Raw genomic sequence first — 21,461 nt, 5'->3', positions numbered from 1 at the left:
GAACCATGGCCGATATTCACGTCGAGGAATTCTACAAGGATGCGGCGATTGCTCTGGTGCAACTTTATGGCGCCTTCCCGCGTCGGATAAACCTGTTTGTCGAAGACATAGCCGGGCCGGATGAGCCGGACGAGTTCGGCCTGCACAGCAAGCGGCACATGGCCTGTTTTGGCGCCCTGCTCTGGCTCTCTGAGGAAGGCCTGCTCAGGTACGTCGATACCATTCGCCAGGAGGCTCTGGATCAGGCTGTACTGACACGGGACGCGTTTATCCGCCTCAGCTCTCCGGCACCACAAGCTTTAGCCAGGGAATTCGGCGTTCCCGGGGAGAATTCAGCAGGCTCGCTGCCTCCTTCGGTCAAGGAAGATCTTTCCACCCACATTCACCTGATCCGGACAGCCCTTCGCAGTGGTAACTCCGCCAGAATCAGCCATATCATGCAGACTACCTTCTTTGCGGACCGCGGCAATCATTAAATCACCGTAAGCTCGTTGATTGATTGAACCACGTCCGCATATAACGGTCTGAGTGACGGCTTCATCTTCTGTGACGAACTGATCAGGGAACCAACATGCGTATTCTGCTGTTTCTGGCAACCAACCTTGCTGTAATCCTTGTCGCCAGCTTTACACTGCGAGAAATTCTGGGCGTAGACAGCCACCTCGCCCAAAATGGCATTCAGTACGGCTCTTTGCTGGCTTTCGCTGCGGTCTTCGGATTCGCCGGCGCCATCGTGTCACTGCTGATATCCAAGCGAATGGCCAAGTGGAGCACCAGGGCCCGGGTCATTGATTCCCCGCGCACGCCGGCCGAACGCTGGCTGGTGGATACTGTGGCCGAGCTGGCCAGGAATGCCGGTATCGGCATGCCAGAGGTCGCCATTTTCCCGGCGTCCCAGTCCAATGCTTTCGCTACGGGCTGGAACAAAAACGATTCGCTGGTAGCGGTCAGCGAAGGGCTTTTACACCGCTTTAACAAGGACGAGATCCGGGCAGTGCTGGGCCACGAAATCGGCCACGTTGCCAACGGTGACATGGTTACGCTGGCCTTGATTCAGGGTGTGGTGAATACCTTCGTGATCTTCGCCTCCCGGGTGATCGGCTCCTTTGTCGACCGGGTGATTTTCAAGAATGAAAGCGGGCACGGGCTCGGCTTTTTCGCGGTCAGCATCGTTGCCGAGATTGTCCTGGGCATTCTGGCGAGCACCATCGTCTTCTGGTTCTCCCGTCGCCGTGAATTCCGTGCGGACATTGCCGGTGCCCAGTTAGCGGGTCGCTCAGCCATGATCAGCGCGCTGGCACGGCTGAAACAGGAGAGCGAGGTACCGGATCAAATGCCGGACTCACTGCAGGCATTCGGTATCAATCGGGGAGCCCGTGGTGGCCTGAGCGCCCTGTTTATGACGCATCCGCCACTGGAAGACAGGATTCAGGCGCTACAGCAGGCCAAGCTATAAAAAAACGGGGCCCAAAGGCCCCGTTTTTTGTTCAGGTGTTGCAGGATCAGATTTTCAACTTGAATCCGATAGCCCTGAAACTGTCCTGCAAGGATTTGCTGGTGCCCTTGAGCTGGATCTTGAGGCTGGAGCACTCACGGCGAACCGGATAGTCCCTCCGTAGCCTGTCAAAGGCTGCGCCACGCTCCTCAGCGGATCCGGTCATGGTATTGCGCAGTCTGGCATCGTCGCGACGAGGGTCGTAGCAGGCTCTCAGCGCAATACGGATGGCATCTTCTTCATCGGCAGAACTGGTAAATGAAATTTTGCTCAGGGCCGGCTCCGGCAAAAACTGACCCGCCTTCTTGCGAACCGGCAGCCCCAAAAAGTGGCTCAGGGCCTGGTAGATCATTTCGGTTCCCTGAACCTTGCCTTCCAGGCTATATCCGGCGATGTGCGGTGTTGCCAACCAGACCCTTTCAACCAGCCCGGGGTGAATTCTGGGTTCCTGCTCCCAGACATCCAGGGCCACAGTGGGCGGGTTGGGCTGTTCAAGGCGGGCCAGCAGCGCTGACGAATCAATCACTTCTCCCCGACCAGCATTGATCAGGAGCTGATTCGAATTCAGGGCCGCAAGCTCGGACTCGCCGATCATATGCAGCGTGGGATGATCCCCCTCGCGGGTCAGCGGAGTATGCAGGGAAACCACATCACACCTCATGGCTTCCTCAAGCGCCACAAACTCCTGATCGCCCTCTTCCCGATCCGCTCTGGGCGGATCGCAGAGGCGCACATCGAAGCCCAGGCGTTCCAGTTTGTGCGCCAGCTCACCGCCAACATTCCCGACGCCGACGATACCGACGCTGAGCTGGGACCAGTCGGCAAGTCCACGCCGTTCAGCATGCAGGGATAACACGGACAGCACATACTCAGCGACACTGTTGGCGTTGCAACCCGGCGCCGCAGAGAACCGGATCCCCGACTGCTCGAGCCAGTCGAGATCAACATGATCGGTACCGATGGTGGATGTGCCCACGAAACGGACCCGACTGCCCTCCAGAAGCTCACGGTTTACCTTCGTGACGGAACGGACCAGCAGTATGTCAGCATCACGGACATCCGCGTTCGACATGGTACGACCGGAGACCCGATGAATCTCTCCGATATCGCCGAAGAAGCAATCCAGTAAGGGAATATTCTCGTCTGCTACGATCAACATGATGGTATCCGGCCCTGTCAGTTCCTGCGCTGACGCTGATTACGACCACCCTGACCACGGCCGCCTGAACCCTGTGGTCGTCGGCCACGTTTGCGGGTAATCGGCGGGTTCTCCATGGGCGCCATAAGCGCCTCATCGGGCACCGCAGTCTTGAGCTTCTGGCTGATGTAGGTCTCGATGGCCGGGAGTGCGAACGAATCATCCTCCCCGGCAAAACTGATGGAAACCCCATGCTTGCCAGCCCTGCCCGTACGCCCGATACGGTGCACGTAATCCTCGGCGTTATCCGGCAGATTGTAGTTGAAGACATGGGTCACGCCGTTCACGTGAATGCCACGGCCGGCCACATCGGTAGCAACCAGCACCTGGATACTGCCCTTCTTGAACTGGTCCAGGGTTTTGAGGCGTTTGTTCTGGGCGATCTCGCCAGACATCAGAGCCACCTTTACGCCCTGATTCCTCAAGTCCTCTTCCAGGTCGCGGCACTGGTCCCGGCGGTTGGCAAACACCAGTGCCTTTTCCACTTCCGGCCGTTTCAGGAAATTAACCAGGACCGGAAGCTTCTCATCGTCGCCCACCAGGTACACGGTTTGTTCAACCCGCTCCGCTGTTTTCTGTTCCGGCTCGATTTCCACGAACTCTGCGTTACTCGTCCACATGGAGGCCAGATTGAGCACGTCCTGGTTGAAGGTGGCGCTGAACAACAGGGTCTGACGCTCCTCCTTGGGGGTGCACTTGCGGATGATCCGCTTCACATCGGGGATAAAGCCCATGTCGAGCATTCGATCAGCCTCATCCAGAATCAGGATGTCGAGCTGGTCCAGGAATACATCCTGGGATCCTAGAAAGTCGATGAGGCGCCCAGGAGTCGCAACGAGAATGTCGACGATCTCGTTCTGCAACTGGTCCCGCTGCTTGTCATAGTTCATGCCGCCAACGACGGTCACCACATTGTGCCCGGTGTGCTGGCACAGTTGCTCGGCATCCTTTGCAATCTGCATCGCCAACTCCCGTGTCGGCGCCAGGGCAAGTACCCGGGGTTCGGAGGCAAAACGATCTTTCTCGGGAACCGGGGTTTCCAGCAGACTCTGGATGGCCGTAATCAGAAACGCAGCGGTTTTACCAGTGCCGGTCTGTGCCTGACCAATCAGGTCTTCACAGGCCAGTGTCCAGGGCAGTGTTTCGGCCTGGATGGGTGTGCAGTATTCAAAACCAATGGCCGTAATGGCATCCAGCAAACGCTTGTCGAGGTTCAGATCACTGAACCTCAGGTCACCGGTGTTTTTTGGGTCAGATGTCATAGAGTTTCAGTTTTCCTGGGAATGTCCTGATTCAGAATAAGACGGAGCGATACGCCGGGCATCTTCAAGCCAGCGCTCTTCAAGGGTTTCTCCGGTACCATAAAATGTTGCCAGCGCATCAAAAAATGCCTGGGCCCGGCGCGGCAAACCCCGCACCAGATACTCGCCTGCCTGGCTCCGGACGTTGTGTCTGAAACGCGCTTCATTGGCGGCGCCAACTCCGGAGAGGTTGTCCACGCTGATGTGGAAACGGGAACCCGCAGCTACCGAAAACAACCATTCAATGGCTTGCGGTTTAACCTCGACCTGCTCGAAAGCCTCTTGCTGTTGCAGTGTTCGGCCATCCGGACAGTACCAGTAACCATAGTCATGAAGTGTGCGCCGGTGCTCACCAGCAATACACCAGTGGCTTATTTCATGCAAAGCGCTGGCATAATAGCCGTGAGCAAAAATAACCTGAGCGAGGCCCTCGGGCCCGCTGGCAGGCAAGTATTCAGGTTCATCGCTGCCTTTGACCAGAACTGTCCGGTATGCTTCCCGGAAAAGGTCATTGAACAGCATGATAAGATCATTCGGACTGTGATTCATTGGGTGGCTATTGTGCGACTTTACTGCCCCCAATACCAGAGGGAACTTTGATAGGCCCCTCGTGTCCATTGCTGGCGTTGGCCGGCAGCGATTTTGCTGTAACAGTCCGCTTTTAAAAGACTCTGATTAAAGAGACACTAACCGGGAAATCATACAATCGATGATGGCTTTCGCTGCAGTATCAAAGATGAAACGCCAATGGGCGAAATCGCTTGGCCTGTTTCTCGCACTTACCCTCGCGCTGTGGGCCTCGGCTTCCTGGGCCCTTGGCAGTAATGGCAGCTCCCTGTTTGGTGGCCAGGGTAACGAGTTCCTGCCGGTAGATGAAGCACTGCCCTTCAGCTTCACCACCAATGCCGACTCCGTGGTTCTTTCCTGGGATATCACACCCGGGCACTATCTTTATCGAGAACGAGTCAGCATTACCGCCAAAGACTCTAATGTCGCTCTCGGCGAACCGGTTTTCTCGGCGCCGGGAACGGTGACGGAAGACGAATTCTTCGGCAAAACCACGGTGTTTTTCGACCCCATTGAAGCCCGTGTTCCGGTCTCCCTTCCTGCCGGCATCCGGGAAGCTGAGCTGCAGGTAACCTATCAGGGCTGCGCCAAGGCGGGACTGTGCTACCCGCCCCAGACACGAGATGTACTTTTCTATCAGGGAAGCGGCGGCTCAGGCTCGCAAGCCGCCTCGGCAGCCGGCTTTTCCGGGGGGCAGAGCGTCCCCGTAAACACCGAGACCGCCACCGGTCTTGCCGGTTTTCTCGCTCAGCAATCTACCCTCGTAATCGCAGGCGTGTTTCTGCTGCTGGGGCTGGGACTGACCTTTACCCCCTGCGTCCTTCCAATGGTACCGATAATTTCATCGCTGGTTTCTGGCAGGAACACCCGAACCACCGGTCATGCCCTGCTCTTGTCCGGCAGCTACGTTCTGGGCATGGCACTGACGTACGCCGCAGCCGGGGTGCTGACAGGCTTGCTCGGCGCCAGCTTCAACCTTCAGGCACAGCTGCAGTCACCCTGGGTTTTGAGCGTCTTTGCCCTGCTGTTCGTTGTATTCGCCCTGTCGATGTTTGATCTGTTCGAAATCCAGCTTCCCCGCTTCATTCGCGAACCACTCAATGACGCCAGCCATCGCCTCACCGGTAGCCGGGTGTTCAGCATCTTCGGTATTGGCGCCCTGTCTGCCCTCATCGTATCGCCCTGTGTCTCGGCGCCGCTGGCGGGCAGTCTGCTGTATATCTCCACCACCCAGGACGCCGTAATCGGTGGTGTCGCGCTTTTTGCACTAGGTCTGGGCATGGGCATTCCTTTGATTCTGGTAGCCGTGGGAGGGCGGAAACTACTGCCAACAACCGGCCACTGGATGACCGCGGTGAAACACTTCTACGGGGTAATGTTACTGGCGGTGGCCATCTGGCTGGTTGAGCGTCTGGTCCCGGGGTGGCTGGCGCTGACATTATGGGGTCTTCTTGTTGCTATCACCGGCGTCCAGCTGGGCGCCTTTGATGCCGCAAAGGCGGGTTGGGAGCGCACCCGTAAAGGACTTGGCCTGGTTCTTTTCGCCTACGGCCTTGCTCTGCTCGCCGGCGCTGTGGGCGGCGCCAACGACCCGCTGAAGCCTCTGGCACCCTTCACGATAGCCTCGGCGTCATCCGGTGCCGTTGGCACCGCTGGTCTTCAGCACGCGGATTTCGTGCGCGTCGAACAGCCCGCTGAAATCCGGACAATGTTGCAGCAGGCGCGGGAACAGGGCAGGCCCGTTGTGCTGGATTTCTATGCCGACTGGTGTATCTCCTGCAAGGTCATGGAGCGCAACGTGTTCAGTAAGCCGGATGTGATTCAGGCGCTTGCCCCCTACACCTTGCTGCAGATCGACATGACCGACAATACACCGGAACAACAGGCAATGCTGGACGAACTCGGCCTCTTCGGACCGCCGGCCATACTGTTCTATGGCACCAATGGAGAAGAGCTGCCCCAACGAAGGGTGCTGGGCGAAATGGATCGGGAGGAATTTCTGGGGCACCTCCGGACGCTACGCCCGGAGGTTTAACCAACGAGCAGCTCTTCTATTGCCCCCGGCGTATCAGGTAGACAAACAGGTCATCGTCTTCGACCTTACTAATCAGCTCGTGGCCGAGGAACTGGCAGAATCTCGGTATATCCCGGGTCGTGGAAGGATCAGTGGCCACAACTCGCAACACGCCACCGGGCTGAACATCGTTTATCCGGTTATGCAGCATCATGACCGGCTCCGGACAGAAAAGACCACGGGCGTCCAGCTCCAGGTCGTATTCGGTTGCGCTCACACTAGTTCTCCTGTCATTGAACCTGATTTTTCGTAAAAACCTGCTAAATTATTGTTTATAACCATTAAAACACTTGGAGGTTTGTCATGATCCGGGTTCTGATTGAACGTCATATTGCCGAGACTCTGGAAGAAGCTTACGAAGAACGTTCCCGCAAGGTTCTGCAGCAGGCTGTGAGTGCACCCGGCTTCATTTCCGGAGAAACCCTGGCAGACAGCCATGACCCCAATCACCGGTTTACCCTGGCCAATTGGCGATCCGAAGCGGATTGGGACCGCTGGTTCCACTCCGACGAACGTCGCGAGCTCATGCTGGAACTCATCCCCATGATGGACGAAGACGAGCACATCACCGTCTTGGAACAGAGCGTCTTTTAGCCAGTCCGTTCAATAAAACAGGTAATCTCTTCCCTGTCATGATACAAGTGGCGGGCCTTGAGACGAAAGCCAATGCCCGCCTGGCTCAGGCCATTCACGAGGATATCACGACAGGTTAGCCACTCGTCGTACCGCTTTTTCATCGGCAATTTGAGATTGAATACCGTGTAACGACAAAGGCCTTCGCCGAGCCAGGTCACCGCCAGCTTTGCAGTTTTCCGGGGCTGGTCCACAATATCGCAAACCATCCAGTCGATCCCCCGCCTGGGACGCCAGCTATAACCATCCGCTTCCACATGCTCCACCTGCCCCGACGCCATCAGTTCGGCCTGCATGGGACCGTTATCCACGGCCGTTACCATCATACCCCGGCGTACAAGCTGCCAGGTCCAGCCACCGGGTGCGGCCCCCAGGTCTGCGGCTTTCTTGCCACCACCAAGGTATTCAAGTTCTTGTTCCGGTGGTAAAAACACCTTCCAGGCCTCTTCCAGCTTGAGCGCAGACCGACTGGGCGCTGATGCTGGCAGCCGCAGCCGCGGAATACCACCAACATAACGGGCCCGGTTATCCGTGAGGCTGAAACCGACAACCGCCGAAGAGAAGTCCTGCAGAAGAATTTCCAGACGCGCCGGAGCCTGGGCATTCTGGTCGGCCTTGAGCAGGCCGGCTCCGCGCAGGCCCCGGGAGAGCGGCGATACCCACTTTCGGGCAAAATTTCCAAGATCGCTGTCGGCATTGTTTTCTGGCAACCTGACCTCAAGCCGCGCACATCCGGGATAGCCTCGCCCGAGATCCCGAAGCCCTTCTATCACGGCACCCACCCTGTCAGTTTCGGGCAAGCTGAATTCTCCGAGCACGACGATCCAGTCCCGAATAAATACCAGCTCTTCAAGCATGAGGCGGGCCATCACATCTTCCGCGGTTTGTGGCGCAGCCGGATAAAAACGCACCAACCCCTGGTCTTTTACAGGCTCGAAATAGCCGAAAATACCCTTTTCCGCGGCTGAGTCAGTCATTTCACGACCCGCTTCGGTTTCAAAGCCGGGCCGGCAAAACACGAGAATCTGTTCCATGCATTTCCTGAAAGAGGGCTGAAAACCAACCCGTAAAAGTTGAATCTGTTTAACAGCGCGGATTGTCCTCTCTGGCTACACTTCCCGCTCTGATAGACGCGGGAAGCCATGAATGACGTCCGTTTTGCGCTTGATTGCCATTCTCAGCCTTTTGCTGATCCCTGCGCTGGCACTGCCAGACGCAGGATCCCGGCCGTCTGGCTGCCCCACACTCGATGCGACCGATCCTGCTACCCGCGCGTCACTGATGCAATACGTTTGCTATTACAGCGCGCCGCCGGGCGCACCCGGCCATCAGGCAAAGGATCCGACCGAGCTTCCTGAAGATCTCGAGTGGACGCCAGCGAACGGGCGGGACCTGGTTTTCAGTCACACCAAATCCGTTTATTGGGTCCACCTGCAAGTCAGGAACCCCGGAACTGAACGCTCCGCTTGGTACCTTAAGGTCAACTATCCCCTGCTGGACGAAGTGACCTTCTGGCAAACGGGCGACGGAATTACGGAAACCCTTGCTACCGGTGATCAGCGGCCTTTCGCATCACGAGCGGTAGACTACCGGTATTTTCTACTCCCCGTCACCCTGGATGGCGGCGAGACACGGTCTTTAACAATCCGGATCCACAGCAATGGCGCTCTCAACGTGCCGCTCAGCTTTGAAACTGCTGCAGAAGTGATTGCCCGCAGCAATCACCTGACACTGACCCACGGGCTTTTCTACGGAGCCCTCCTCGTATTCGCGGTTTTCAACCTGCTACTCTTTTTCAGTTCCGGGACCGGCTATTACTTCTACAACGCGTTCTACCTGGCGGCACTGGGGCTCTTTCTGTTCGCCATGGGCGGCTTTGCGAATCAGTACTTCTGGCCAGACAACGCCAGCTTTGCCAACACTTCAATCCCTCTATCTTTGTCGCTTTGCGCCCTTGCCATGATACTTTTTGGCCGTTCGTTCCTGGAAGTGGAAAGGCGAACCATCTCCGAGACCGTGCTCAAGGGGCAGGCCTGGTTCTGCATCGGGTTTCTGCTTCTCACACTGATCCTGCCCTACAACAAGACCATTCTGCTGAACACCGTGCTGGCGATGACGGTTATTTCGAGCCTGTTCATCATTGCGGCCGTCCGCTGGAAGCAGGGCTATCAACCCGCCATCTGGTACCTGATGGCGTGGCTGATCATGCTGGTTGGAGGACTGATCTACGCCCTGGCCGCATTTGGCTATCTTACAGACTTCCTGGCAAGGGAAGCCCTGATGCAATCAGCGGTTGGAGGACAGGTGATTCTACTGAATTATGCCATGGTCCAGAGATGGCGCCTGCTCAACCAAAAGCTCCTCGATGTGGAACACAATGCAAGGACAGAGCTGGAATTCAAGGTGCACGAGCGCACAGCGCAGCTGAGAAATACCATGAGGGAACTGGAAAAGGCCAACCGGAAATTATCGACAATGAGTCTCAACGACGCCCTTACGGGCCTGCATAACCGGAGACACCTGAACAACATATTCCCCGAGCTATGCGCCGAGGCCCGTCGAACCTCCCAACCATTGACCCTGGCCCTGGTCGACGCTGACCACTTCAAGAGCATAAACGACACCTGGGGCCACGGCTTCGGCGATACCTGCCTTCAATTCATAGCCGAAATGCTGACCCGGCATGTAAAGCGTCCGAGGGATGTCGCCATCCGTTTTGGCGGTGAGGAGTTTGCATTGCTGCTACCGGGAACCGATGCCGCAGGCGCCCTGAACGTCTGTTCGGCCTTGCTGCAAGACATCGCCAGCACGCCGCTTCTGGGTCCGGATGGCACCGAGGTGAGAATGACGCTGAGTGCTGGAATCGCGTCGCTCAACCCCGGTGAGACCCAGAACCAGCTGTTCGAGCGAGCGGATGAAGCGCTCTATCGTGCGAAAAGCGAGGGTCGCAACCGCGCTCAGCTGTCTGACACGATCGCGGCGGAGTAACGCTCAGAATTCAAACCGCTCATCTACAAAGATCCGGGTTTCCCGGGCAGCCTGCGCAATCAGCTCACTCTGGGTTTGTGGCTGACTTTTCAGGGTCTGGAAATCGTGATTGCCGCCTTCCAGCCAGCGCAAATCGATGGCTTCGAGGTCCCGTTGGTGGTCCGCCAGCTCGTCGGGCTTGCCAAACGGGTCCCGCGTTCCCTGCAGCACCAGAATCGGGCAGTTCAGATCCCGGAAGTGTGCGGTTCGCCAACGGTCCAGCTTCCCCGGTGGATGGAATGGATAGCCAAAACAGATCACGCCATCAATATCTTCCCGACGGCTGGCGAGAATGCTCGCCATGCGGCCGCCCATGGACTTACCCCCAACCAGAATCAGACTGCCGCTCCCTAGCTCTGCCCGAACCCGGTCAATCACCCCGGAAAAGTACTCCAGCAGTATCGGCTCCCGGTCTGGCGGACGCTTCTTTCCATCCTGGCGACGTTTCTGCATGTAGGGAAACTCAAAGCGAATAGTTCCAATACCCTCACGCTCAAGAGCCGCAGACAGCTCTTCCATGAAGGTCGAGTCGGCCGGCGCTCCAGCACCGTGCGCCAGAATCAGCACGACTTTAGAATGACTTTCATAGCCTTTGGTCTTAATCAACTCCACAGAATTCACCTCATCCCTTTAAGCGACTATCATTGCTCTCAGGCAACACATATTCCCTACGCTTAAACAACTCCAATAACGGTACTGAAAAGGAAGCCATGTTGCTGATTTCGGCGCATTTGACGGATGTCAGGAGTTGACCTGAGTCATTGCAAACAGCTTACCGTTTCTCCATACTTGCGCCCGCATATTTCCCCACTATAAACCCATTGGTAAGGCTATGAGCACAGTAAATGCAAACCTGACATACAACTACAAGGTGGTGAGACAATTCGCCATCATGACAGTGGTATGGGGTATTGTAGGTATGGCGCTGGGTGTGCTGATTGCAGCACAGCTGGTCTGGCCGTCCCTCAACCTCGACCTGCCCTTTACCCACTTCGGCCGTCTCAGGCCGCTGCATACCAACGCCGTTATCTTCGGCTTTGGTGGAAGTGCCTTGTTCGCTACCTCGTACTACGTGGTGCAGCGCACCTGTCAGGCCCGACTGATTTCCGATGGGCTGGCTTCCTTCACCTTCTGGGGCTGGCAGGCGATCATTGTCGCCGCAGCAATTACCCTGCCGCTCGGCCTTACCTCTTCCAAGGAATATGCCGAACTTGAATGGCCGATCGATATTGCAATCGCCATTGTCTGGGTAACCTACGCGCTCGTGTTCTTCGGAACGGTCATGAAGCGCAGCACCCCCCACATTTATGTGGCCAACTGGTTCTACGGCGCATTCATCATTACCGTTGCATGCCTGCACATCGGTAACAACATGGCGCTGCCCGCCAGTGCTTTCAAGTCTTACTCTGCCTATGCCGGCGTTACCGACGCGATGATGCAATGGTGGTATGGCCATAACGCGGTAGGCTTCTTCCTGACCGCAGGCTTCCTGGGCATGATGTACTACTTCGTTCCCAAGCAGGCCAATCGCCCTGTTTACTCTTATCGTCTGTCGATCGTCCACTTCTGGGCCCTGATCGCCACCTACGTTTGGGCCGGTGGTCACCACCTGCACTACTCTGCACTGCCAGACTGGGCACAGACCGCAGGCATGGTCATGTCCCTGATTCTGCTTGCACCTTCCTGGGGCGGCATGATCAACGGCATGATGACCCTCTCGGGCGCATGGCACAAGCTGCGTACCGATCCGATTCTTCGCTTCCTGGTGGTTTCACTGTCTTTCTACGGCATGTCCACGTTTGAAGGTCCGATGATGTCCATCAAGACCGTTAACGCCCTGTCCCACAACACTGACTGGACCATCGGCCACGTTCACTCCGGTGCCCTGGGCTGGGTTGCCATGATCAGTATCGGTGCCGTTTACCACCTGATTCCCAAGCTTTGGGGTGTTCAGGCCATGTACAGCACAGCCCTGATCAACGCCCACTTCTGGCTGGCGACAGTCGGTACCGTACTGTACATCGTTGCCATGTGGGTCAACGGCATTATGCAGGGCCTGATGTGGCGTGCGGTCAACCAGGACGGCACTCTGACCTACAGCTTTGTTGAAGCACTGGAGGCCTCTTACCCCGGCTACTTCGTCCGCTTCCTTGGCGGCGCTATCTTCCTGACCGGCATGCTTATCATGGCTTACAACGTTTACATGACCGTTCGCCAGAAAGATGCGATTGCGCAGGACAACGCGGCAACCCAGCCGGCGTAACGGGAGAGAGATCAGATGAAACACGAAATAGTTGAAAAGAACCTTGGTCTGATGATCGTGCTGATCGTCCTGACCATCAGCGGCGGTTTTCTCGCCGAAGTAGTGCCCCTGTTCTTCCTGAAGGAAACCAATGAACCGGTGGAGGGTCTTGAGCCCCTGTCGGCCCTGGAACTGGAAGGCCGGGATATCTACATCCGTGAAGGCTGCCACGTGTGCCATACCCAGCAGATCCGTCCGTTCCGGGCGGAGACTGAGCGCTATGGCCACTACTCCGTTGCGGGCGAGTTCGTTTATGACCGCCCGTTCCTGTGGGGTTCCAAGCGCACCGGTCCGGATCTGGCCCGTGTAGGCGGTCGTTATTCGGACGCCTGGCAGCGCCAGCACCTTTATGATCCGCGCAGCGTTGTGCCCGAATCGAACATGCCAGCCTTCCCGTGGCTGTTCGAAGACCGGGTAGATCACACCAAGACCGCCGCAAAAATGGAGACCCTCCAGACGCTGGGCGTGCCCTACACCGATGAGCAGATTGCCGAAGCGTCTGCCCAAGTGGAAGGCAAATTCGAAATCGAGGCTCTGGTCGCGTACCTGCAACAGCTGGGTACAGTGATTTCAGACAAACGGTGAACCCATGGATATTAATGAGTTACGCGGTATTCACACACTTCTGGTAATGGCGGTTTTCCTGGGAATCGTCTGGTGGGCGTACAGCGCCCACCGCAAGAAGGCCAACGACGAGGCAGCCCACCTGCCCTTCGACGATGACGACGTGGAAAAGCGTACGCTCGAACAGGAAAAAACGGAGAAAAAAGAATGAGTACCTTTTGGAGCATCTGGATCAGTGTGATCGTGCTCGGTACCGTATTCGGCTGCTGGTGGCTGCTTTGGGCGACCCGCAAGAGCCAGACGACCGATACCGAAACCGATCGCACCATGGGCCATTCCTTTGATGGCATTGAGGAATACGATAACCCACTACCCAAGTGGTGGTTCTATCTCTTTATCGCAACGTGCATTTTTGCACTTGGGTACCTCGCGCTCTACCCGGGCCTGGGTAACTGGAAAGGCCTTCTGGGCTGGACCGCCGTTAACCAATGGGAAGCCGAAGTAGCAGAGGCCGAAGAGAAATACGGTGAAATCTACGCCCAGTACGGCCAGACCCCGGTTCCTGAATTGGCCGAGAATGACGACGCCATGAAAATTGGCCAGCGTCTGTTCGCCAACAACTGTGCGGTTTGCCACGGCTCTGCCGCTCGTGGCCAGGTTGGCTTCCCCAACCTGACCGACGACGACTGGCTCTGGGGCGGTACCCCTGAGGCGATTCTGGAAACCCTCCATAACGGCCGTATGGGTAACATGCCAGCCAAAGGCACCATGCCCAGCATGACCAACGAGCAGGTTGACCAGGTTGTGAACTACGTTCTGAGCTTCAGTGGTCGTGAAAAAGACGCCGAGGCTGCCAAAGCGGGCGAACAGGTCTTTGCCCAGGCTTGCGTGGCCTGTCATGGCCCCGAGGGTAAAGGTATGCAGGCTCTGGGCGCGCCCAACCTGACCGACAACACCTGGCTCTATGGCTCCACCTATGAGTGGATCAAGGAGACCGTCATGAACGGTCGCCAGAACCAGATGCCAGCTCAGGATCGCCTGCTTTCAGACGATCAGATTCAGATTCTCGCGGCTTACGTTTACAGCCTCTCGAACTGAGTCAGCCGGCCGGGGTTTGACCCCGGCCCGGTCTTTTCAACCCTGTGTCTGCGTGCGGGCCCAGGCTTGAAAAGATCAGCAGACTAAAGGCCTGTTGCCCCGCATTACCCTTTTCCTGGAGGTAACGATGAGCAGTGAGATTCCGGTCAAACAGGTTGACCCATCCTCTGACCCCTCCGACAACAATAATAAATCCGGAACCGTCGAGCTTTACGCCAGCCGCAAGAAGATTTACGTCAAGGAAGTCAAAGGCTTCTTTCAGCGTATTCGTAATGTCAGCCTGACGTTGCTAATGGGTATGTACTTTGCGTTCGTCTGGTTCACGCTGGACGGACAACCCCTGATCCATTTTGACCTCCCTGCCCGTGAGTTCCATTTGTACGGAGCCACTTTCTACCCGAAGGATTTCATCCTTCTATCGGGAATGCTAATTATTTGTGCCTTTGGCCTGTTCTTCATTACCACCCTGTTTGGCCGGGTCTGGTGTGGCTACACATGTCCGCAGACAGTCTGGACGTTCATTTTTATGTGGGTTGAGGAGCGCATAGAGGGCAGCCGAAACAAGCGGATGAAACTGGACAAAGCTCCCAGTTCCGCCAGCAAGATTGCCAAGAAATCCGCCAAACACACGGTATGGCTCCTGATCGCCCTGGCTACCGGCCTGACCTTTGTCGGCTACTTTTACCCGATCCGGGAACTGATCGCAGACCTGTTTACGTTGCAGGCCAATGGCTGGGCCTATTTCTGGGTGGCCTTCTTTACTGTCGCCACCTACCTGAACGCTGGCTGGATGCGCGAGCAGGTTTGCCTGTACATGTGTCCTTATGCCCGCTTCCAGTCCGTCATGTTTGACCCCAACACCCGCGTGGTCTCCTACGATCCAAACCGCGGCGAGCCACGGGGTGGCCGCAAAAAGGGCGTGGATCCGGCAGAGGCCGGCCTCGGCGATTGTATCGACTGTGGCCAGTGCGTCCAGGTATGCCCAACGGGTATCGATATCAGAGACGGGCTTCAGTACGAGTGCATCGGCTGTGCCCTTTGCATTGATGCCTGTGACGAAATCATGGATAAGATGAACTACCCGAGGGGCCTGATCCGCTATACCACGGAGAATGAACTCGAGGGTAAGACCTCGAAGCTCCTGCGGCCACGAACCTTTGGCTATGGTGCGGTCCTGTCGTTGATGGTTGCGGCCATTATTTTCACAATAGTCACCCGGGTACCGGCGCAAATGGATGCGCTCCGTGATCGCGGCGCCCTATACAGTTTCAATGGCGAAGGTCGGATCGAGAACTCCTACACGCTGAAAATTGCCAATATGACAGAGGTTCCCCAGACCTTCACTCTCGCCGTGACCGGCCTGGAGGGGATCCGGATCCTGACTGACACCTCGGTAACCGTTGAAAGTGGTGAAAACCGCTCATTGCCGACGGTTGTCGATGTGCCTCCGGAATCCATTACCGAGTCCAACAACGATATCCTGTTCAGGGCGCAATCCGAGACGGATTCTTCGCTCAGCCTTGAAACTGAAAGCCGATTTGTCGGTCCAACGCGCTGATTTCTGATTGCGCGAACCTGACCGCATTAACGAGACACTGATTTATGACAACTGAAACACCCGTAGCACCCTGGTATCGCCAGCCCTGGTTCTGGTTCCTGCTTATATTCCCGGGCGCATCCATTATTTACTGCGCCGTTGCCATCACGATTGCTGTCAGCACTGAAAATGCGATGGTCACCGACGACTGGTCGAAGGAAGGTCGCGGTATCAATATGTCCATTGCCCGGGACCAGAAAGCCGCCGATCTCGGGATGGAAGCCCAGATCGATTTCCAGAACCGGAACATCACCGTGAACCTGAATACCGTTGACGGTCCGGCGGATTTCCCCTATCTGATTCTCAACCTGTTCCATCCAACGCTTTCGGACAAGGACCGCACAATCCAGTTCCAGCAGGTTGCCCCGGGACGATTTGCCGGAAAGCTCCATAACGATATTGAGGGCCGCTGGTACTACGACCTCCGTGGTCCGGCCAACGAGTGGCGTCTCAAAGGAGAAGCCTGGCTGCCTTCCGAGAGCGGCATAACGGTCAAGGCCGGGGAGTCTGCCCAAGGTTGACCAGCCTGGATTGCTTTCACTGCGGTGAACCGGCAGATGGTGAGCCGCCCATTACCCTTGAGCTTGATGGCACAAATCGCCACTTCTGCTGCCAGGGCTGCAAGGCGGTTTGCCAGACCATCCACAGTGAGGGTCTGACCGGTTTTTATGATTTTCGGACAAAACCGGCTGTCACACCGAAGCAACTGACCGCAGCAGAATTGAACCGTATCAGGGAACTTGACCATCCCCTGATTCAGGAATCCTTTGTTGCCCCGGTTAAAGGCGCCCAGGAAGCCCAGTTGCTGATTGGCGGGATTACCTGCGCGGCCTGCATCTGGCTGCTTGAAAACCACATGAAACAACAGCCCGGTGTTGTTTCCTTTTCGGTAAACCACACCACACAGAGAGCCCGGCTGGTCTGGTCCCCCGATCAGGCGCCGCTCAGCGACCTTCTGATTGCCATTCATGAGCTGGGTTATACGGCCCGCCCCTACCAGGCAGACGAGGCGGAACAGGCCCTCAAGGCCGAACACCGGTCCATGCTTATCAGGGTCGCCATCGCGGGCATAGGCTCTTTCCAGAGCATGATGCTGGCCTTTCCCCTGTATTTTGAGCTGGTCAACGATCTGTCGCCGGAGTTTGTCAGCTTCTTCCGGTGGTTCAGTTTGCTGGTTGCCACCCCCGTGGTTCTCTACAGCGCTGCCCCTTTTTTCCGAAACGCGCGCCGGGATATACAGAGCCGGCATCTGACCATGGATGTGCCGGTTGCCATTGCGATCGGGCTTGCCTACCTTGCCAGCGCCTGGGTAACCATCGTTGGCGGCGAGGAAGTCTACTTCGAGTCAGTATGTATGTTTACCTTCTTCCTGCTGCTCGGTCGTTATATTGAGGTGCAGGCCCGTTACCGCGCGGGGCTAACCGGAAACGCCCTTGCAGGTTTCCAGCCGACAGTTGCCACACGAGTCAGCGGTGATGATACGGACATAGTGCCGGCCCACCAGATTCGGCCCGGCGATATCGTTCGGGTTCGGCCCGGTGAGACCCTGCCCGTGGATGGCGAGATCGTGCGGGGAGAGTCCACTCTCAACGAGGCTGCGCTGACGGGAGAATATCTGCCTGAAACCCGCTACCCCGGGGATACCGTTCATGCCGGCAGTGTCAACGGCGAGAATCCGCTTGATGTAAGGGTGGTGAAGGCCGGCGCACAAACCCGGCTGTCAGGTATTCTCCGGGTGCTGGACCGGGTGCAATCGGAAAAGCCCGAGGTCGCGATGATGGCAGACCGTATGGCGGGGAAATTTGTCGGGCGGGTACTCATATTGGCTCCGGTGGTCTGGATGGGCTGGTGGCTGGCTGGCGCCGACAACGCCTTCGACATCACCCTATCGGTACTGGTGGTAACCTGTCCTTGTGCGCTATCGCTGGCAACCCCGACCGCCATCACCTCGGCAACAGTCAGGCTCCGTCGCCTTGGCTTTTTGCCCACGAGGGGCCATACCCTGGAATCAATGAACACCATCGATACCGTCGTGTTCGATAAAACCGGAACCTTGACCCGCGGAGAGCTCAGTCTCACCGGTACAGAGGTTGTCGGCAGCATGGATGAGGAGACCTGCCTGAAGCTTGCGGCAGGGCTCGAGAAATACTCCGAACATCCGATCGCCAGAGTATTCCACCGTCGGACTACCGCCGCAGTTGAAGATGTGGAAAATCATTTGGGTGGTGGACTCTCAGGCCAGCTGGGCACTATGACGGTGTTCATTGGTCACCGGGGATTTGTCGAACAGCATGTAGGCACACCCGCACCCAAATCCGGGCAGCATCAAGGCATGGAGATCTGGCTGGCATCAGATCGCGAATGGCTGGCCTGCTTCAGGCTCGACGACCAACCCCGGGATGATGCCCGAGCTGCCATCAAGGCCCTCCAGGAATCCGGCATTCGGACTTTGCTGCTCAGTGGCGACCGCTCAGGCCACGTTGAGCAGGTGGCGGGCATTCTGGGCATCGATGAAGCAATCGGGCAGGCTTCTCCGGAGGAAAAGCTGGCGGTATTGCAGAAGCTGGAATCTGAGGGCCGGCAAATCATGATGATCGGCGACGGGCTGAACGATCTACCGTCCATGGCCGGCGCCGGAATCTCCGTTGCCATGGGGACAGCCGCAGACCTGACTCAACTGAAAGCTGATGCCGTTCTGCTGAACGGCCAGTTACTGCAATTGGTCGAAGCCCTGAAAACCAGCCGTCAAACACGGCGAATCATCCGACAGAATCTCTGGTGGGCACTTGCCTACAATGTCTGCGCGTTGCCCCTCGCAGCAGCAGGCATGGTTCCGCCCTGGCTGGCAGCAATCGGTATGTCCCTCAGTTCCCTGGTCGTTGTGTTGAACGCGCTGAGGCTCGGCAAGGCACCGAAGCAAACGGTTCAGCCAAACCCGGCGGTTGGCGCCCAGGCCCTGTCCTGATAACGTAAACCCTATACTCTTTCCTACGAGGTTTCGCCGTGCAAATCGTAATGTTCCTGGTACCGGTGATGCTCATACTGGTGGCCCTGGGCATCGTTCTGTTTTCATGGGCGGTCAAGAACGGTCAGTACGATGATCTCGAAGGCCCCGCCCATCGGATTCTTTACGATGACGACAAGGACATGATCCCGGACGACGCTCGCACCGATAAACCGGCTGCCGAAGAACAGCCCCCTGAGCAAGTATCGGAGGTCAGCAAGGCCGCCAATCCGGATGAGGATAACTCCCAGAAAGGATGAATCCGGAACTCTACCTCAGTTATCCGAGCGCCTTCCTGATCGGACTGCTTGGCAGTACGCACTGCCTCGGAATGTGCGGCGGTATCAGCGCGTCCCTGTCAATGGCGCTTCCCGTGGGCCGGGGTTTCCGGTTCCGGCAAACCGTCATGCTTCTGGCTTTCAACTTCGGACGAATCGGCAGCTATGTGCTGATCGCCACCCTGGTCGCGCTGGCCAGTACATCGGCCGCCAGCCAGTGGGCCTCTGCGGGCCTCGTGCTTCGCACCCTGGCCGGGCTTCTGCTGATCTTCATGGGGCTTTCCATGGGGCAATGGTGGCAGGGGATCCGATACGTTGAACGGGTAGGCGCGCCAATCTGGGCACGACTCTCACCCCTGACCCGCCGCTTACTGCCGGTGAACCACGGCGGCCAGGCACTTGCACTGGGAGCGCTATGGGGCTGGCTGCCCTGCGGGTTGGTTTACAGCACGCTGGGGTGGGCAGCACTGCAGCCCACGGTGGGCTCCGCAGCGCTGACCATGCTGTTTTTCGGGCTTGGCACCCTGCCCTCGATGCTGGCCACGGGGTTCGCAGCCAATTGGATTCGCGGCTTGCAGAGCCACCGGTTATTTCGCAAAGTCACCGGCGGCCTGCTGATCCTGTTCGGCCTCTGGACACTGCCTTTCCTGCATCTGGCCGGACACTAGCCGGCTAGATGTTCAGTACATCCAAACGCCCGAAGTCTGTTTGTGCCTCGGGTTCCGCCGTATGAACGGCCTGGCGCTTGCCACCGAGGCGCTTGCCTTCCTTGAAATCATACAGATTGGTATCTGCCAGGTGCGAGGGCTCCACATTGCACATGGCGCGGAACATGGTCTCCAGCCGACCGGGGTGCTGCTTATCCCAGGCCTGGAACATGTCTTTTATCACCTGGCGCTGAAGATTCTCCTGGGAACCGCACAGGTTGCAGGGAATGATGGGGAACTGCCGCAGCCCCGCATAACGGGCGATATCTTTTTCCCGGCTGTAGGCCAGCGGCCGGATAACCGTATTGCGGCCATCGTCGCTATGCAGAACCGGAGGCATCGACTTGAGCTTGCCGCCATAGAACATGTTCAGGAACAGGGTTTCCAGCAGATCGTCCCTGTGGTGACCAAGGGCTATCTTGGTAACCCCGTGCTCCTCGGCAAAATTATAGAGAATTCCACGACGTAGCCGGCTGCACAGACCGCAGGTAGTCTTCCCTTCCGGCACTTTTTCCTTAACAATACTGTAGGTGTCCTTCTCGATGATGTGATACTCGATACCCATGGAGGACAGGTATTCGGGCAACACCTCTTCCGGAAATCCGGGCTGTTTCTGATCAAGGTTGACGGCTATCAGCTCGAACGAAACCGGGGCGCTCTTCTGCAGGTTGAGCAGAATATCGAGCATGGCGTAAGAGTCCTTGCCGCCGCTGAGGCAGCACATGACTTTATCGCCGGCTTCAATCATCGAGAAATCGGCAATCGCCTGCCCGACTTCGCGGCGCAGACGTTTCTGCAGCTTGTTCAACTCCAGCTTCTGGCGGCGCTCCCGCTCTGGGTTGAGGGACTGTTCGGAACTGGCGATCATTGCTTCGGACATACACACTACGTTCATAAGGCAAATGGACGTGCGATTATACGCGTCACATGGATTCAGGGACAGGATACCGACATGGATATGTTGCAATCGAGCGAAGAGGTCGCAGGCAAACGGGAACAGAACCGGATTCGGAACCGCGGAGCGATCCTGCATGCCGCCCGGGAATGTTTCAGGGAGCGGGGCTATGAGAACTCAACCATCCGTGACATCGTCCGGCGCACGGGTCTTGCCGCCGGCACTTTCTACAATTATTTCTCCAGCAAGCAGGACATTTTCGCCGCTCTGCTCACCGACTTCCTGACCAATCTGAATGACAATCTCACCCGCCACCGGCGCGCGGCGAATAACACCGAAGATTTTATCCACTACGCCTATCTGGCACTTTTCACCGCGACTGCCAGGGATCCGCTGGTCTATGAGCTGGCACACCGCAATGATCGCGCGCTTCGGGAGCTGTTCGGTTCGGACATTCTCGGTCTGACCATGCTCTCTCTGGAGGATGACGTCCGTGAGGCTATGGAGCGAGGCCTGCTTCCCCGAATCGATCATGAGTACTTGTGCGCCGCTTTTTTCGGGGTCGCCTACGAGACCAGCCTGACGCTCGCACGACGCGCGCACAGGAACCCGGAGTCAGCAGAGGCCGAAGCTTTGAGGGCAACGCGGTTTTCGAGCGCTCTGTTCATCGGCGGCCTCCCGAGGTTAGCGGCACTTCCCTGATGGCCGGGAGTGCCCTAAC

At 57.2% G+C, this 21,461-nt stretch carries 22 protein-coding genes; 15 read left to right on the top strand and 7 right to left on the bottom strand.

What is annotated here, in order from left to right:
• Positions 1-5 precede the first annotated feature (5 nt).
• Together ABNF92_RS18815 and htpX are read left to right on the top strand one after the other, a co-directional pair.
• Positions 6-476: a hypothetical protein gene (locus ABNF92_RS18815; protein WP_349342995.1), complete on the top strand. Its 471-nt coding sequence runs from the start codon at positions 6-8 to the stop codon at positions 474-476.
• A 95-nt stretch (positions 477-571) separates the two neighbouring features.
• On the top strand, positions 572-1,456 hold the full coding sequence (gene htpX / locus ABNF92_RS18810) for a protease HtpX (RefSeq protein WP_349342994.1): 885 nt from the start codon (positions 572-574) through the stop codon (positions 1,454-1,456).
• A 46-nt stretch (positions 1,457-1,502) separates the two neighbouring features.
• Here the strand turns inward: htpX and pdxB are convergent, their stop codons facing one another.
• From pdxB to ABNF92_RS18795, 3 genes are read right to left on the bottom strand one after another with little or no spacing between them, the layout of a single operon-like run.
• Entirely contained in the window at positions 1,503-2,654 is a 1,152-nt protein-coding gene (gene pdxB, locus ABNF92_RS18805; protein ID WP_349342993.1) for a 4-phosphoerythronate dehydrogenase PdxB, read from the bottom strand.
• Positions 2,655-2,671: 17 nt separating this feature from the next.
• Positions 2,672-3,955: a DEAD/DEAH box helicase gene (locus tag ABNF92_RS18800; RefSeq protein ID WP_349342992.1), complete on the bottom strand. Its 1,284-nt coding sequence runs from the start codon at positions 3,953-3,955 to the stop codon at positions 2,672-2,674.
• 6 nt (positions 3,956-3,961) lie between these two features.
• Positions 3,962-4,516: an elongation factor P hydroxylase gene (locus ABNF92_RS18795; RefSeq protein WP_083231775.1), complete on the bottom strand. Its 555-nt coding sequence runs from the start codon at positions 4,514-4,516 to the stop codon at positions 3,962-3,964.
• Between the two features lie 187 nt (positions 4,517-4,703).
• On the opposite strand from ABNF92_RS18795, the gene dsbD reads away from it, so the two are divergent.
• The gene (gene dsbD, locus ABNF92_RS18790) at positions 4,704-6,596 is read left to right on the top strand and encodes a protein-disulfide reductase DsbD (RefSeq protein WP_349342991.1); all 1,893 of its coding nucleotides are present in this window, start codon (positions 4,704-4,706) and stop codon (positions 6,594-6,596) included.
• Positions 6,597-6,612: 16 nt separating this feature from the next.
• Here dsbD and tusA read toward each other — a convergent pair whose 3' ends face one another.
• A complete protein-coding gene (gene tusA / locus ABNF92_RS18785; protein ID WP_069183366.1) occupies positions 6,613-6,852 on the bottom strand; it encodes a sulfurtransferase TusA in 240 nt (79 codons plus the stop codon).
• 86 nt (positions 6,853-6,938) lie between these two features.
• Between tusA and ABNF92_RS18780 the strand changes: the two genes are divergently transcribed.
• Complete coding sequence (locus ABNF92_RS18780) at positions 6,939-7,229, top strand: antibiotic biosynthesis monooxygenase family protein (RefSeq protein ID WP_069183365.1); 291 nt, start codon at positions 6,939-6,941, stop codon at positions 7,227-7,229.
• On the opposite strand, the gene rlmM is transcribed toward ABNF92_RS18780, so the two are convergent.
• Positions 7,226-8,302, bottom strand: a complete 1,077-nt coding sequence (gene rlmM, locus ABNF92_RS18775; RefSeq protein WP_349342990.1) for a 23S rRNA (cytidine(2498)-2'-O)-methyltransferase RlmM — start codon at positions 8,300-8,302, stop codon at positions 7,226-7,228. The two genes, ABNF92_RS18780 and rlmM, sit on opposite strands and share 4 nt — an antisense overlap.
• A gap of 112 nt (positions 8,303-8,414) precedes the next feature.
• Here rlmM and ABNF92_RS18770 point away from each other — a divergent pair, with 112 nt between their 5' ends.
• Entirely contained in the window at positions 8,415-10,256 is a 1,842-nt protein-coding gene (locus ABNF92_RS18770) for a diguanylate cyclase (protein WP_349342989.1), read from the top strand.
• 3 nt (positions 10,257-10,259) lie between these two features.
• Here the strand turns inward: ABNF92_RS18770 and ABNF92_RS18765 are convergent, their stop codons facing one another.
• The gene (locus ABNF92_RS18765; RefSeq protein WP_349342988.1) at positions 10,260-10,907 is read right to left on the bottom strand and encodes an alpha/beta family hydrolase; all 648 of its coding nucleotides are present in this window, start codon (positions 10,905-10,907) and stop codon (positions 10,260-10,262) included.
• 220 nt (positions 10,908-11,127) lie between these two features.
• On the opposite strand from ABNF92_RS18765, the gene ccoN reads away from it, so the two are divergent.
• From ccoN to ABNF92_RS18720, 9 genes are all read left to right on the top strand, one after another.
• Positions 11,128-12,558 (top strand): cytochrome-c oxidase, cbb3-type subunit I, encoded by a 1,431-nt coding sequence (ccoN, locus tag ABNF92_RS18760; protein WP_136631816.1) that lies wholly within the window; start codon positions 11,128-11,130, stop codon positions 12,556-12,558.
• Positions 12,559-12,573: 15 nt separating this feature from the next.
• Positions 12,574-13,182, top strand: coding sequence for a cytochrome-c oxidase, cbb3-type subunit II (gene ccoO, locus ABNF92_RS18755; RefSeq protein WP_064230201.1), 609 nt, complete (start codon positions 12,574-12,576; stop codon positions 13,180-13,182).
• A 4-nt stretch (positions 13,183-13,186) separates the two neighbouring features.
• A complete protein-coding gene (locus ABNF92_RS18750) occupies positions 13,187-13,372 on the top strand; it encodes a CcoQ/FixQ family Cbb3-type cytochrome c oxidase assembly chaperone (RefSeq protein ID WP_064230202.1) in 186 nt (61 codons plus the stop codon).
• Entirely contained in the window at positions 13,369-14,259 is an 891-nt protein-coding gene (ccoP, locus tag ABNF92_RS18745) for a cytochrome-c oxidase, cbb3-type subunit III (protein WP_153633540.1), read from the top strand. The genes ABNF92_RS18750 and ccoP overlap by 4 nt, the downstream gene beginning before the upstream one ends.
• 127 nt (positions 14,260-14,386) lie before the next feature.
• Entirely contained in the window at positions 14,387-15,817 is a 1,431-nt protein-coding gene (ccoG, locus tag ABNF92_RS18740) for a cytochrome c oxidase accessory protein CcoG (protein WP_153633541.1), read from the top strand.
• A 44-nt stretch (positions 15,818-15,861) separates the two neighbouring features.
• Positions 15,862-16,377 (top strand): FixH family protein, encoded by a 516-nt coding sequence (locus ABNF92_RS18735; RefSeq protein ID WP_349342987.1) that lies wholly within the window; start codon positions 15,862-15,864, stop codon positions 16,375-16,377.
• Positions 16,374-18,821, top strand: coding sequence for a heavy metal translocating P-type ATPase (locus ABNF92_RS18730; protein WP_349342986.1), 2,448 nt, complete (start codon positions 16,374-16,376; stop codon positions 18,819-18,821). Before ABNF92_RS18735 ends, ABNF92_RS18730 begins: the two co-directional genes overlap by 4 nt.
• A 38-nt stretch (positions 18,822-18,859) precedes the next feature.
• Positions 18,860-19,120, top strand: a complete 261-nt coding sequence (gene ccoS, locus ABNF92_RS18725; RefSeq protein WP_349342985.1) for a cbb3-type cytochrome oxidase assembly protein CcoS — start codon at positions 18,860-18,862, stop codon at positions 19,118-19,120.
• Positions 19,117-19,806, top strand: coding sequence for a sulfite exporter TauE/SafE family protein (locus ABNF92_RS18720; protein ID WP_153633543.1), 690 nt, complete (start codon positions 19,117-19,119; stop codon positions 19,804-19,806). The genes ccoS and ABNF92_RS18720 overlap by 4 nt, the downstream gene beginning before the upstream one ends.
• 4 nt (positions 19,807-19,810) lie before the next feature.
• Here ABNF92_RS18720 and ttcA read toward each other — a convergent pair whose 3' ends face one another.
• Positions 19,811-20,725, bottom strand: coding sequence for a tRNA 2-thiocytidine(32) synthetase TtcA (gene ttcA / locus ABNF92_RS18715; RefSeq protein ID WP_136631821.1), 915 nt, complete (start codon positions 20,723-20,725; stop codon positions 19,811-19,813).
• Between the two features lie 72 nt (positions 20,726-20,797).
• Between ttcA and ABNF92_RS18710 the strand changes: the two genes are divergently transcribed.
• The gene (locus ABNF92_RS18710) at positions 20,798-21,442 is read left to right on the top strand and encodes a TetR/AcrR family transcriptional regulator (protein WP_136631822.1); all 645 of its coding nucleotides are present in this window, start codon (positions 20,798-20,800) and stop codon (positions 21,440-21,442) included.
• The last annotated feature ends 19 nt before the right edge of the window (positions 21,443-21,461 follow it).

Origin of the sequence: Marinobacter sp. MMG032 (genome assembly GCF_040112695.1) — a bacterium.
Lineage (GTDB): Bacteria > Pseudomonadota > Gammaproteobacteria > Pseudomonadales > Oleiphilaceae > Marinobacter > Marinobacter salsuginis.
Note: the sequence above shows the minus strand (reverse complement) of the source record. Positions and strands in the feature narration are given on the sequence as shown.